Origin of the sequence: Janibacter sp. YB324 (assembly GCF_014217915.1) — a bacterium.
Taxonomy (GTDB): Bacteria; Actinomycetota; Actinomycetes; order Actinomycetales; family Dermatophilaceae; genus Janibacter; species Janibacter indicus.
In genome coordinates, this window is sequence record NZ_CP060120.1 from 2,269,615 (window position 1) to 2,281,515 (window position 11,901).

Sequence of the window (11,901 nt, forward strand, 5' to 3'; positions counted from 1 at the left end):
CGGATCAGCCGTCCTCGCCGGTCGCGCCCGTACCACCCGGTGCGACGTTCAGGATCGCGACCCGTCCGGTACCGGCCGCCGCGGCAGCAGAAGGAGCATCACCCGACGCGATCGACACGTCCACCGTCATCGAGCCCTTCTCGTCAGGCTCGCCCAGAGACAGCACCACCCCGGTGAACGCGGTCCCCGGCTCCAGGCCTTCGATCGACTGACCACCGCCGGTGACGACCACTCGCACGGTGTCACCGCGCTCCAGCCCGCTCGCCGGGTACTGGGCGGAGGTGACGGAGATCGGCACGATCGCGTCCCCGCTGCGGGGAGTGATCCGCTGCACGAACGAGGCCTCGTCCACCAACGTGCCCGCCGGCAGGGCGCGTGTGGTCCGCCGCCCCACCAGCGACCCCAGGTCCTGACCCGACACGGTGCTGACGTCCTCCCCACCGCGAATCTGGGTCGTGGCCAGATCCGAGGCTCGCAGCTGGTCGCCCGCCTGCACGTCCTTGGTCACCACCACGACGCTGCGGGCCTCGCCGGCGCGGTTGACGGCCCACACCGCCAGCAGCGCGAACACCACCGCCATCGCCACGCCCAGCAGCACCAGACGCATGTTGCGGCGCGGCTTGACCGCGCTCACCTGCTCCGATGCCGACCTGGTCACCGGCGGACCCGCCGCCGGCGCGGTCGTCTCGGACGCGAGCTCAACACTCATCAGTACTAAATCCCCCTGAAATCACAACGACATCCTCCGTACTCGGGCGGCGAAATCGCCCCGGAGGGAACTAGTTCCTGCTGACGACGCTCTGCAGCTCACCCACAGTGACCTGCCGAGTCGAGGACATTGACTGCGTCGCGCTCCCCGTCTGGTCACCGCTCCACGAGATGTCCCACACGTACGTCGCCGTCAGCGTGTAGGTCCCGGGCTTCTTCCAGCCGTTCTCGAAACCACACTCCGGAGCCGACCACCCATGGGCATCCTCGTCGTACTTGGTGCCTGCACCAGAACACACTGTGCTTTGACCGTCGCCCAAGGACCATTTGACCTTCGACACTTTCGCGGTCGCCTGGATCGAGAAGCGCCCGGCAGTGGCCGACGCCGACTCGCTAGGTAGTCCCCCATCGCCGTCACCGACCCACAACCACACCGGCACGCCCACCGTGCCTCGACAGGAGCCCGCATCGGCAAGACACGGCGACGCCTGCAGGTCAGGCTTGGTCAACGTGATCTGGTCAACGGCTTCCTGCCGGACCGATGCCGCCGTCACTCGCGGTCGTGCGACCTGCGCGGCCGGAACAACATCCGCCGCGGGCGCGGAGCCAAAGCAGTCCGACACAGCTGCACCGCTGGCTACCTTCGCGCCGACGCACGAACCCACGCGTGCCGCGATATGCGCCCTCTGCTCGTCCGTGAGCGGCGGCGGTGGGGGCGATGTCGCCCTGCTTGACGAAGTTGACACCACTTCGGCGGCGCCCTTCGGCTGCGTTGTGGTCCGACTCTTGGGAACCGATGGCGTATCAGCCACCACTTTCCACCGAGAACCCTTATCGTTCTTGCCGATGATGGTCTTCGTAGGCACAAAGGCTGCGGACGGCAGTGTCGTCGTGAAAGTTAGTGATATTGCCACCCCGACCGCTAGTGTCAGTCGCCTGCGCATGGCGTCTCCTTGACCTCAGCGCCATATACGAGCTGGACTTTGTCAATCTGCCAAGTGCGTCCATCATCAGGCGTCTTGAAGCTGAGCAGATGGACATTCTTCTGGGGCCCAGACGGCATCGGCTTGTCCGGGTCTTCGGGACGCGTGGTGACATCTTCCCCATCCTTAAAATACCGGACGGTGGATGTACTGCATTGATACATCGTGAGATCCCAACCACCCGGCGCGTCAGGGTTTGAATCCAACGGGTGCATCTCATCTACGGTGACCGAGCCCCTCTCCACTACACCGGCGTTCTTCTGATCGGCGATGTCTTCGTTGTACGCCTTGATGTACGACCGCGTGGCCCACGTCGCTCCCTTCGGAATTGGCTCGTTGGGCTTAATGCCACGGACCTTCGTCTGAACCTTTTCCGCCTGGGCGTACGCGTAGTCGTCGTCGTACGTGGGCTCCGATGACGTTGAGCTGCTCGACGCACTCGTCTTCTCACCGTCAGCGTCGCCACCGCACGCAGCCAAGGTCAGCAGCGCAGCAGCGCATGCCAACGCCTGGGTGTATCGAGTCAGCGTCGGGCGCATGGATGTCCTCTCGGTCGGCCGCGACAGGTGTCGCGAACATTGGTCCCCAAGCCACCTCATCATGGGAAGCTCACTCACGCATCTCGGGACGCGGTCGTCTACGTCACCCACATGTCGTTCCTGCCAGCCACCGTACGGGCGGGTCCGGTCTCGTCGCGATGGGTAGCACTCCCCATGTGCCGCAGCGCCATTCGCGTCGTGGAGTCGGCCCCAGAGGGTGCCGTCTGTCCCAGTCGAGATCCCAGGCCCATGCCCTTGAGCGCAGCAACCAGCTGGCGCGTCACCGTTCGACTCCTCGGCAACCGCCAGAGCCTCGGTCGACTTCGATGCCAGAAGGCGCGGAGACGTCGGAGCGCGCCCCCGGTCGAGCATTCGCCCAGGCCGGGTCGTGACCGCAGCAGGACAGCGCGACGGTCAAATCGGCGCACCAAGCCGCAGGCAGCAATGGCGAGTCCAGCCAGGCCATCCAACGCTAGGTGGCGGCGCGGCGCCCACTAGTTGCTTTGGCACGGGGAATCCCTCGCGTCCTCGCCCAACAACTGATGAGCCTTGTCGAGCTGCCATGTCTTGCCGTCGTCTGGAGTGGTGAAGTTCAACAGGTGAACATTCTTCCGTGGCCCTTTCGGCAGCGGAGTACTTGGGTCGCCGGGCGTACCGGTGACATCCTTGCCGCCCTTGTACAAGCGGACGGTTGAAGTGCTGCACTCGTACATCGTCAGGTCCCAACCACCGACGGCGTCAGGGTTCGACGCCTCTTCGTGCATGGAGTTGACCTTCACGTAGCCCTTCTCAGTGATGCCCTGCTCCTTCAGTGAGGACATCTCGTCGTTGTATGCCTTGATGAAGGACGAGGTGGCCCACGCGGTGTCCTCGGGCAGCAGTTTTCCAGCACCTACCTTGCGCAGCTTCGGAGCGACCTTCCTGGCCTCGGCGTATGCGTACCCGTCGTCATAAGTCGGCTCCGACGTCGAACTACTCGACGCGCTCGTCTTCTCGCCGTCAGCGTCGCCACCGCACGCAGCCAAGGTCAGTAGCGCGGCAGCGCAGGCCAAGGCCCCACTGGATCGCGTCATCGTCGGGCGCAATGGAAGTCCTCTCGGTCGGCTGCGAACGGGCGTCACGAACAGTGGCCCCTCGTCGGTCACGTAGACCTCAGGGCCATCCCGCCGACCCATGGCGAACCACTCGCGCCCCGCAGAACGCAAGTATGCGTGCAGGTCCTCAAGAGTCGCCGCGTCACGTGCGCGCATCAACACTCCCAAGATTGTCTCTCAGCCCTCGACCGCTGACCGTGCACCCGAAGGCAGGGAAGCAGAGAGTCCAGTCACGCCGCCCAGTGCGTGGTGACCGTGCGGCGACACCTAGCTGACCTCGCAAGGCGACTCCTCCGCGTCCTTGCCGGACAGGTAAAGCACCTCGTCCAGCTTCCAGGTCTTGCCCTGATCTGCCGTTGTGTAGTTGTACAGGTGAGCACCCTTGCGAGGCCCCTTTGGCAGCGATTTGCTTGCGTCTACAGGGTCTGCCGATACGTCGTTGCCCTCGCTGTCGTAGAGGCGCGTCGTCGACACGGAACAGACGTACACGGACAGGTCCCACCCCCCAACTGCGTCACGGTTGGACTCGGCCAACTGAGTGGAGGTGACCTGGACGGTCCCTCTGGTGGTTACGCCCAACTTCTTGAAACTCGCGACCTCCTCGTTGTACGCCCTGCGGTAGTTGGCTGTGGCCCAATCGGCGCTCGCGGGGATGGGCTTGTTCGGGTCGTGTCTCCGCAGTTTCGGCATAGTCTTCTTCGCCTCGGCGTAGGCGTAGTCGTCGTCGTACGTCGGTTCCGACGATGCCGCGCTGCTCTCTGGGCTCGTGGCGCTCGTCTTCTCACCGTCAGCGTCACCACCACACGCTGCCAAGCTCAGGACTGCGGCGGCACAGGCCATGGCCGGGGTGGATCGGGTCAGCGTCGGGCGCATGGATGTCCTCTCGGTCGGCTTCGAAAACTCACGGAGTAGTAGTTCCTCTCCCCACTAGCTGACTTCGCACGGGGAGTTTTTCGCGTCCTTGCCACTGAGGATCTGGGCCTTGTCGAGCTGCCACGTCTTGCCGTCATCGGGGGTGGTGAAGTTCAACAGGTGAACATTCTTCCGTGGCCCTTTCGGCAGGGGCTTGCTGGGATCCAAGGGGTGGGCAGTGACATCCTTGCCTCCCTTGTACAGGCGCACCGTGGAGGTGCTGCACTGGTACATCGATAGGTCCCATCCCCCTGGGGCCGCCGGCTTGGATTCTGCAAGATGTGTTGCTTGAACAGACACGTTGCCTCGCTGTTTCGCTCCGGCTTCCTGGATCGCATCGAGAGCTTCGTTGTACGTCTTGATGTAGTTCGCCGTGGCCCACTCAACGTCCTCCGGCAGTGGCTTGTTCGAGTCATGAGAGAGCAGCGCTTCGTTGCTCTTCTTCGCCTCGGAGTAGGCGTACTGAACCGCACTGGGTTGGTTGGAGTCTCCATCGTTTGGAAACGAGGATGTACTCATGCCGAAGGACACCACCCCGGGGAAGCCGACCACGCGTCGCTACAGCCCCGACGAGAAGGCCGCTGCGGTGCGGATGGTCAGGACTCTGCGCGCAGAGCTAGGCACAGAGCACGGCACGGTCCAGCGCGTCGCCCAGCAGTTGGGGTACGGCACCGAGTCGGTGCGGTCCTGGGTCCGTCAAGCTGATATCGACGAGGGCCACGTCGCGGGCATCAGTACCACTGACGAGGCGAAGATGAAGGCTCTGGAGCAGGAGAACCGTGAGCTCAAGCGCGCCAACGAAATCTTGAAGAGGGCCGCCAGTTTCTTCGGGGCGGAGCTCGACCGCCAGCACAAGAAGTAGCCGCGTTCATCGACGCCAACCGCGACGACGTCGTCGCGGGTCGGCGGCTGGGGGTCGAGCTCATCTGCAGCGTGCTGCAGGTGGCCCCCAGCAGCTACTACCAGGTCAAGAGCCGGCAGCCATCGGCCCGTGCCCGACGTGACGCGGTGATGGGCCCGGTGGTGCGGCAGCTGTGGGAAGCCAACTACCGGGTCTACGGGGCACGGAAGATCTGGAAGGCCGCGCGACGCTCTGGTCACGACATCGGCCGCGACCAGGTCGCCCGGCTGATGCGCGCCGAGGGTATCGAGGGCGTGCGGCGCACCAAGCGGGTGCGCACCACCACGCCAGACCCGGGCATGCCGCGGCACCCGGACCTGGTGGGCCGCGACTTCACCGCCACCGCGCCGAACCAGTTGTGGGTCACAGATCTGACCTTCGTGCCGACCTGGGCCGGCGTCGCCTACGTCTGCTTCATCATCGACGCCTACTCCCGCACGATCGTCGGGTGGCGAGTCGCCTCGCACATGAGGACCACGATGGTCCTCGACGCCATCGAGATGGCCAGGTGGTCACGCGGCACCCAGCTCGACGGGCTGCGGTGTCACAGCGACGCGGGCAGCCAATTCACGTCGATTCGCTACGGAGAACGACTGGCTGAGATCGGTGCGGTGCCCTCGATCGGCACCGTCGGGGATTCGTACGATAACGCCCTTGCCGAGACCGTGAACGGCTACTACAAGGCCGAGCTAATCCGCGGCCCCGCACGCCAGGGACGGCCCTGGAAGAGTATCGAGGATGTCGAGCTCGCCACCCTGTCCTGGGTCCACTGGCACAACCACGACCGCCTCCACGGCTACCTGGGCGACGTCCCGCCAGCAGAGTTCGAGGAAGCGTTCTACGCTACGCAACGGTCCGACCACCCCTTGGTCGGAATCCAATAGCCCGAGCCTCCATCAGACCCAGTGCGGTTCATACTCGTCGTCGTACGCCGGCTTCGAGGAGGACGAGCTGGCCACTGAGCTCGTGGTACTCACCCTCTCACCGTCAGCGTCGCCACCGCACGCAGTGAGGACGAGCAGCGCTGCGGCACAGGCCACCGCTTGCGTGGATCGCGTCAGTGTCGGGCGCATAGATGTCCTCTCGGTCGGCCGCGACAGACGTCGCGAAACAGTCCCCACCCGACTTCATCACGCGGGCGCCGAGTGCGCATCCCGGAAACGTCGCCCGCACCACCGTCGCCGAGCACGACGCGCCGTCGGCCCTGTGCTTGGCTGCTCGCATGACCCACCCACACGTTGTGCGCCACGGAGCCGGCGTCCCCCTCATCGCCATCCACGGCAACGGCGTCGACCACCGACTGCTCCTCGCCCTGGACGACTCATTGGCCGAGGGCGGCGCCTGGGAGCGCACCTACCTCGACCTGCCCGGCTTCGGCAGCACCCCGGCCCTGACCGGCGAAGGGGGCCTGCCCCACCTCGCGCAGTGGCTCACCGAGACCACCTCCGCACTGGTCGGCTCGGCTCCCTTCGCGCTCGTCGCCAACTCCCTCGGCGGACTGCTCGCCCGGCACCTCGTGGCCCAGTTCGGCGACCAGGTCCTCGGACTGGCCCTCATCGCACCCGTGGTCGACCCCGACGCCTCCCGCCGCACCCTGCCCGAGCGCACCGTCGTCGACCGCGACGAGGGGCTCCTCGCCGAGCTGACGGATGCGGACCGTGACGAGTTCACCGGCATGGCGGTGCGGCAGACCCGTGACTCGTGGGCTGCCTTCGAGCGCTGGGCGCTGCCGGGCGTGCGCGCAGCCGACCCGGCCGCGATGCAACGGCTGGCCGCCGACTACGCGCTCGGCACCGTCCCCGAGGAGCGCGGCTCCACCTTTCGGGGGCCGACACTCCTCGTGGCCGGACGGCAGGACCACGTCGTCGGCTACGAGGACCAGCTGCGGCTGATCCCCCACTACCCGCGTGCGAGCGCACTCGTCGTCGACGCGGCCGGGCACAACGTCCACCTCGAGCAGCCCGCGATCGTCGGTGCCGCCGTCGCCGACTGGGCACGCCGGGCCCACCCCGACACGCAGGCTCCCTGATCGGCTCCGGCTACCCCGGCGTCACCCCGGCCCGGGCCCGGGACTCCACGGTCACCGTCACCGAGCCGCCCAGATCGCGCAACAGGCCCCCGATGAGCGGCAGGTCCGCCTCGCCGGACAGGCGCACCACCGCGGTGCGGCCGTCGGGGCTGCCGGTCCCGCTCTCGACCTGCCAGCTCACCAGGCCGTGGGGCCGGGAACGGCCGGCGAGGTGGTCGGCCGCGCTGGCCTGCACCGTCGCGTCGTCGAGCGGCAGCTCCGTGCCCAGACCGCGGTCGTAGACGAGCTTGGCGCTGTCGTCCGTCGCGTCGAGGGCCGCCGAGTCGGCGGCGTCGAGCAGACGCATCCGCGAGATCTGCAACGAGGTGACCGCGAGGGCCCCGATGATCAGCGTCAGCACGACGACGGTCAGGCCGGTGATGAGCAGGGTCAGCTGTCCGCTGTCGTCACGACAGCGGGCCACGGCACGAGCACGAAGGGAGGTCATCGCACCTCGTACCTCGGCACGGGCGCGGTCTGGGTCGCCGAGACGGGGATCTCCAGCGGGACCACCTCACGGAAGAAGGCGGGGACGAGCGGCATCGGCACGCTCACCTCGGCGCGGCTGGTCACCGATGCCCCGGGAGTCAGGCAGGGCGAGTCGGTGCAGTCGACGGCGACCTCGCCACTGCCCGGGAAGCCCTGGTCCTCGAAGGCGATGTCGGCCGCAGCCCGCGACCGCGCGGAGGCGGATGCGTCGTCGCGGGCGGTGACGAAGGCGCGCGCCGACTCGCGGGCCGCTTGGGTCACGGCATAGGAGCCGGCCTGCAGGCGGGCGAGGCACAGCACGAGGTAGATGAGCGGGACGAGCAGCAGGATCGCCAGCCAGACGAACTCGATGACGGCGCTCCCCCCTTCGTCGGCCAGACGCTCGCGGACGCTCACTGGGTCTCCGCGAAGGCTCGACCGGTGACGTCCATCGCACCGCCGGGACCGAAGGGCCCGATGACCGGCAGGGGTGCGCTGACGTCGACCACGACGACGTCGACCCCCGCGGCCGTGGTGTCGACCCGCGCCGTCACGTCACCCGCGAAGCGGGCGGACAGGCTGCGGCCGATGAGGTCCTCGGTCCGGCCGGCGCCCTCCTGGGGCGTCGACCCCTCACGTGCGCCATAGCGAGCCCCCTCCGAGGCGCACGAGATGAGGGTGTTGCGCACATGCAGCGTCAGCCCGAGCTGGAAGACCCCGAGGAAGACGAAGAGCAGCAGCGCAGAGGTCATCGTGAAGTCGGCGACGGCCGACCCACGATCGTCGTGCAGCCTCGCGGCACCGATCAATTGTGGACCTGATCGGGGCCGGTGACCCCGGTGATCGCGCGCTCGAACATGCCCTTGAGCTGCTCCCCCGCGATGGCCCAGATACCGGTGACGAGGGCCGCGGTCATCAGGGTGATGAGGACCCAGCCGGGCACGTCGCCGGTCTCGTCGTCGAGGCGCGCAGTGGCCCGCCGCACGGCATCGGTGAGGCGGACGTGCGCCTTGATGAGCTGGTCGTTCATGTCTTTCTCCTTGGTGCGTGCTGGTCGGTCACATCTGGAACTGGAAGAAGCCGAGGCCCGGGAACATGGCGAAGAGGATGGTGACGGGCAGCACGCCGAAGACGACCGGGACCATCATCGCGATCTCCTTCTTGCCGCCGGCCTCCATGATCAGGCGACGCCCCTCCTCGCGGACGTCCTGCGCCTGGGCGCGCAGCACCTCCGCCAGCGGGGTGCCGCGCTCGACGGCGACGACGATGCCGTCGACGAAGCGGGCCAACGAGGCCAGGCCGGTGCGGTCGGCCAGCCCCTGCAGGGCGGCCGGCAGGCTGGCCCCGGCGCGGGCGTCGGCGAGGCAGCGACCGAGCTCGTCGGACAGCTCGCCGTCGGACAGCCGCACGACCCGCTCGAGCGCACCGGCAGCGCCTTCGCCTGCACCCACCGCGAGCGCGAGCAGCTCGGCGACGGTGGGGAACTCGGCGAGCATTCGGGCCTCACGCCGGTCGGCCTCACGGCTGAGCAGCGAGTCGCGCGCGACGACGCCGATGGCGAAGCCGAGGACGACGAGCACGAGCAGGAAGAGGGGTGAGCGCCCCTGCCCGGTCACGTAGACGATGCCGAGGAAGCCGCCCGCGACCGCCCCGGCGAAGCCGTAGACGACCTGCTCGGCGCGGAAGTGGTCGGTGTCGGGCACGCGCCCGGCCCGCAGCAGACGCCGCCGCACCGACGAGGTGCCGCCGAGCACCTGCTCGACGCGGCGGGCCAGGTCGCTGACGACGGGGCGCAGGACGGTCGGGATCACGGCGGTGAGCGAGACGTCCTCGACGGCGAGGAGCCGCGAGGGCTTGGGGGTGTCGCGCAGGTAGGGCGCGAGCCGGTCGTCGAGGGTCGCCTGACGGTGTCTCGGCAGCCCCTGCCAGACGAGGAGGGCGCCCAGGGCGAGCAGCAACCCGAGCAAGGCGCCGCTGCGACCGAGGCCGATGTCGTGGAGCAGGTCGGTCATCGCAGCACCCGCTCTTCCTCGGGCAGCCGACCGATGCGCACCATGATCCGGTAGGCCACCACGGTGGACACCGCCCCGACGGCGAGGACGAGCACCCCGGTCGAGGTGTTGTAGGCCTGCACGGACTCGGGGCGGGTCGACAGCAGCGCGAGCACGATCCACGGCGCGGCGACGGCGAGCCGGGCGGCGTTGACCGTCCACGACTGCCGGGTCTCGAGCTCGCTGCGGGTGCGCGCGTCCTCGCGCAGGAAGGTCGACAGGGTCCGCAGGAGCGAGCCGAGGTCGGACCCACCGACCTCACGGGCGATGCGCAGCGACTCGACGAGCCGGTCCCCCACCGGGTCGGCCAGACGGTCCTTCAGCCGGTCGAGGCAGTCGTTGAAGCGGCCGGTCGTGCGGTAGTCGCTGGCGAAGTCGGCGAAGGCGGGCCGCAGCTCCTCGGGCCCACGGACCGACAGCTGGGCGAGCGCCTCCGGCAGCGCCAGACCGGCGCGCACGGCGGAGGTGACGTTGTCGACGGCGTCGGGCCACAGGTCCCGCAGGTGCGCCCGGCGGGAGCGGGCCCGCACCCGCACGACGGCGACCGGCACCCAGCCGGCCATGACGGCGAAGCACAGGGCAATCGCCGGCACCCCGGTGAGCGCGGTGACCGTGAGGAAGATCAGCAGGAAGGCGATGCCGCACGCGGCGAGGAGTAGTCGGGGCCCGATGCCGCGGTAGCCGGCCTGGGCGAGGTCGTCGGCGAGCCCACGCATGACCCGACTCTCCCGCTGGACCCGCTGGCGCTCCTCACGAGGCCAGCAGGACCACCAGATGAGGAAGACGCCGGCCCCGAGGATGGCCCCCACGAGCACGCCGGTCACGGCGACCCACCCCCGAGGATGGCGGCGACGTCGTAACCGGCCCGCTGGAAGCGGTCGCGGTGCGGCGGGTAGCCGTCGGCGCGCACGAGCCGACCGTCGCGGGTGGTGAAGATGTCGCTGATCTCGACGACGTCGTTTTCGATCCGGCCGGGCAGCGCGACGATCTCGCGCACCCGGCGGACGCCGTCGGACTCGAGCGCGGCGTGCACGACGATGTCGATCGACCCGGCGACCGTCGGCACGACGAAGCGCGAGCCGACGTTTTCGCCGGCGAGCAGCGGGAGGGTGCACATCTTGGTCACCGCCTCGCGGGCCGAGTTGGCGTGGATCGTGCACATGCCGGGCAGGCCGGAGTTGAGCGCGATGAGCAGGTCGAGGCTCTCGGCCTGCCGCACCTCGCCGACGATGATCCGCGACGGGCGCATGCGCAGCGCCTCCTTGACCAGGCGCCGCAGCGGCACCTCGCCCAGTCCCTCGAGGTTGGACTGGCGGCACTGCATCGACACGACATCTCTCAGCGGGATCTTCAGCTCGAAGACCTCCTCGCAGGTCACGACCCGCTCCCGTGGCGGGATCGCCGCCGACAGGCAGTTGAGCAGGGTCGTCTTGCCGGCCTGGGTGCCGCCGGCGACGAGGACGTTGAGCCCCGACGCGACGGCGGCCTGGAGGAAGGTCGCCGCCTCCTTGGTCAGCGTGCCCAACCGCACGAGGTCGTCGAGGTGGTCGGCCTTGACGACGAACTTGCGGATGTTGACGACCCAGTGCTCTCGGGTGATGTCGGGGATGACGACGTGCAGCCGGCTGCCGTCGGGCAGGGTCGCGTCGACGAAGGGGGACGACAGGTCGATGCGTCGGCCCGAGGACTTGAGCATCTTCTCCACGAGGTCGCGGACCTCGTCAGCGGTGAGCACGGTCGAGGTCAGCTCGGCGACGCCGTTGCGGGCGACGAAGACCTGGCTCGGGCTGTTGATCCAGATCTCCTCGACCTGCGGGTCGTCGAAGAAGCGCTGGAGGGGCCCGAAGCCGGCGACGGTGTCGAGCACGGACTTGACCGCGGCCTCGACATTGCCGAGCATCGGCAGCCCGCCGTGGGTGCTGCGCTCGTCGTAGTCGGAGACGGCGGCGCGCACGAGGTCGGCGACCTCGGCGGTCTCGCGGACCGGGTCGAGCCCGGAGCGGCGGATGAGCTCGCGGACCTCTGTCTCGACCGTCTTGACAGCATCCATCGGCGGATCCCCCCCTTCGTCGTGTGGCGTCGTCCTCGTGGACCTCCCCGGTCCACTGGCCCACGACGGTACTGAATTGAGCGCGATCCGCATCTCGAGAATCCACAGGCCAGCCCGATCCGCGTGC

15 protein-coding genes and 1 other annotated feature are annotated in these 11,901 nt (G+C 68.4%); of the genes, 2 read left to right on the top strand and 13 right to left on the bottom strand.

The window, feature by feature from the left end; genetic code table 11:
- Positions 1–4: 4 nt before the first annotated feature.
- The 6 genes from H7A72_RS11120 to H7A72_RS11145 all read right to left on the bottom strand — a co-directional run bounded on the left by H7A72_RS11120 (position 5) and on the right by H7A72_RS11145 (position 4,755).
- Positions 5–709, bottom strand: coding sequence for an SAF domain-containing protein (locus H7A72_RS11120; protein ID WP_185220555.1), 705 nt, complete (start codon positions 707–709; stop codon positions 5–7).
- A 70-nt stretch (positions 710–779) separates the two neighbouring features.
- Positions 780–1,652 carry a hypothetical protein gene (locus H7A72_RS11125; RefSeq protein WP_185220556.1) on the bottom strand — a complete coding sequence of 291 codons (873 nt, stop codon included), beginning with the start codon at positions 1,650–1,652 and terminating at the stop codon, positions 780–782.
- Positions 1,637–2,230, bottom strand: coding sequence for a hypothetical protein (locus H7A72_RS11130; protein ID WP_185220557.1), 594 nt, complete (start codon positions 2,228–2,230; stop codon positions 1,637–1,639). The genes H7A72_RS11125 and H7A72_RS11130 overlap by 16 nt, the downstream gene beginning before the upstream one ends.
- 494 nt (positions 2,231–2,724) lie before the next feature.
- A complete protein-coding gene (locus H7A72_RS11135; protein WP_185220558.1) occupies positions 2,725–3,480 on the bottom strand; it encodes a hypothetical protein in 756 nt (251 codons plus the stop codon).
- A gap of 111 nt (positions 3,481–3,591) precedes the next feature.
- Positions 3,592–4,197 carry a hypothetical protein gene (locus H7A72_RS11140; protein ID WP_185220559.1) on the bottom strand — a complete coding sequence of 202 codons (606 nt, stop codon included), beginning with the start codon at positions 4,195–4,197 and terminating at the stop codon, positions 3,592–3,594.
- A gap of 54 nt (positions 4,198–4,251) precedes the next feature.
- Positions 4,252–4,755 (bottom strand): hypothetical protein, encoded by a 504-nt coding sequence (locus H7A72_RS11145; RefSeq protein ID WP_185220560.1) that lies wholly within the window; start codon positions 4,753–4,755, stop codon positions 4,252–4,254.
- Between H7A72_RS11145 and H7A72_RS11150 the strand changes: the two genes are divergently transcribed.
- Together H7A72_RS11150 and H7A72_RS11155 are read left to right on the top strand one after the other, a co-directional pair.
- A protein-coding gene (locus H7A72_RS11150) for an IS3-like element ISTesp1 family transposase (protein ID WP_185220561.1) occupies positions 4,754–6,021 on the top strand; the annotation gives its coding sequence in 2 pieces (ribosomal slippage) (positions 4,754–5,057 and positions 5,057–6,021; 1,269 coding nt in all). The two genes, H7A72_RS11145 and H7A72_RS11150, sit on opposite strands and share 2 nt — an antisense overlap.
- Positions 5,053–5,187: a sequence feature (AL1L pseudoknot), on the top strand. Its footprint overlaps the gene before it by 135 nt.
- Before the next feature lie 338 nt (positions 6,022–6,359).
- Positions 6,360–7,166, top strand: coding sequence for an alpha/beta fold hydrolase (locus tag H7A72_RS11155; protein ID WP_185220562.1), 807 nt, complete (start codon positions 6,360–6,362; stop codon positions 7,164–7,166).
- A gap of 10 nt (positions 7,167–7,176) precedes the next feature.
- Here the strand turns inward: H7A72_RS11155 and H7A72_RS11160 are convergent, their stop codons facing one another.
- The 7 genes from H7A72_RS11160 to H7A72_RS11190 are packed head-to-tail and all read right to left on the bottom strand — an operon-like array spanning position 7,177 to position 11,774.
- Entirely contained in the window at positions 7,177–7,653 is a 477-nt protein-coding gene (locus tag H7A72_RS11160; protein ID WP_185220563.1) for a pilus assembly protein TadG-related protein, read from the bottom strand.
- Positions 7,650–8,090, bottom strand: coding sequence for a pilus assembly protein (locus tag H7A72_RS11165; protein WP_185220564.1), 441 nt, complete (start codon positions 8,088–8,090; stop codon positions 7,650–7,652). Before H7A72_RS11165 ends, H7A72_RS11160 begins: the two co-directional genes overlap by 4 nt.
- The gene (locus H7A72_RS11170; RefSeq protein ID WP_223277614.1) at positions 8,087–8,482 is read right to left on the bottom strand and encodes a TadE family protein; all 396 of its coding nucleotides are present in this window, start codon (positions 8,480–8,482) and stop codon (positions 8,087–8,089) included. Before H7A72_RS11170 ends, H7A72_RS11165 begins: the two co-directional genes overlap by 4 nt.
- The gene (locus H7A72_RS11175; protein ID WP_072625131.1) at positions 8,479–8,703 is read right to left on the bottom strand and encodes a hypothetical protein; all 225 of its coding nucleotides are present in this window, start codon (positions 8,701–8,703) and stop codon (positions 8,479–8,481) included. The genes H7A72_RS11170 and H7A72_RS11175 overlap by 4 nt, the downstream gene beginning before the upstream one ends.
- A 28-nt stretch (positions 8,704–8,731) precedes the next feature.
- On the bottom strand, positions 8,732–9,685 hold the full coding sequence (locus H7A72_RS11180) for a type II secretion system F family protein (protein WP_084450381.1): 954 nt from the start codon (positions 9,683–9,685) through the stop codon (positions 8,732–8,734).
- Positions 9,682–10,548, bottom strand: coding sequence for a type II secretion system F family protein (locus H7A72_RS11185; RefSeq protein WP_185220565.1), 867 nt, complete (start codon positions 10,546–10,548; stop codon positions 9,682–9,684). The genes H7A72_RS11180 and H7A72_RS11185 overlap by 4 nt, the downstream gene beginning before the upstream one ends.
- A complete protein-coding gene (locus H7A72_RS11190) occupies positions 10,545–11,774 on the bottom strand; it encodes a CpaF family protein (RefSeq protein ID WP_185220566.1) in 1,230 nt (409 codons plus the stop codon). The genes H7A72_RS11185 and H7A72_RS11190 overlap by 4 nt, the downstream gene beginning before the upstream one ends.
- Between the last annotated feature and the right edge of the window lie 127 nt (positions 11,775–11,901).

Bases quoted from the DNA above. Each gene is read 5' to 3' on its own strand.
- H7A72_RS11175 (WP_072625131.1), bottom strand. From the start codon at position 8,703: ATGAACGACCAGCTCATCAAGGCGCACGTCCGCCTCACCGATGCCGTG.
- H7A72_RS11130 (WP_185220557.1), bottom strand. From the start codon at position 2,230: ATGCGCCCGACGCTGACTCGATACACCCAGGCGTTGGCATGCGCTGCT.
- H7A72_RS11135 (WP_185220558.1), bottom strand. From the start codon at position 3,480: ATGCGCGCACGTGACGCGGCGACTCTTGAGGACCTGCACGCATACTTG.
- H7A72_RS11190 (WP_185220566.1), bottom strand. From the start codon at position 11,774: ATGGATGCTGTCAAGACGGTCGAGACAGAGGTCCGCGAGCTCATCCGC.
- H7A72_RS11125 (WP_185220556.1), bottom strand. From the start codon at position 1,652: ATGCGCAGGCGACTGACACTAGCGGTCGGGGTGGCAATATCACTAACT.
- H7A72_RS11180 (WP_084450381.1), bottom strand. From the start codon at position 9,685: ATGACCGACCTGCTCCACGACATCGGCCTCGGTCGCAGCGGCGCCTTG.
- H7A72_RS11120 (WP_185220555.1), bottom strand. From the start codon at position 709: ATGAGTGTTGAGCTCGCGTCCGAGACGACCGCGCCGGCGGCGGGTCCG.
- H7A72_RS11140 (WP_185220559.1), bottom strand. From the start codon at position 4,197: ATGCGCCCGACGCTGACCCGATCCACCCCGGCCATGGCCTGTGCCGCC.
- H7A72_RS11145 (WP_185220560.1), bottom strand. From the start codon at position 4,755: ATGAGTACATCCTCGTTTCCAAACGATGGAGACTCCAACCAACCCAGT.
- H7A72_RS11155 (WP_185220562.1), top strand. From the start codon at position 6,360: ATGACCCACCCACACGTTGTGCGCCACGGAGCCGGCGTCCCCCTCATC.
- H7A72_RS11160 (WP_185220563.1), bottom strand. From the start codon at position 7,653: ATGACCTCCCTTCGTGCTCGTGCCGTGGCCCGCTGTCGTGACGACAGC.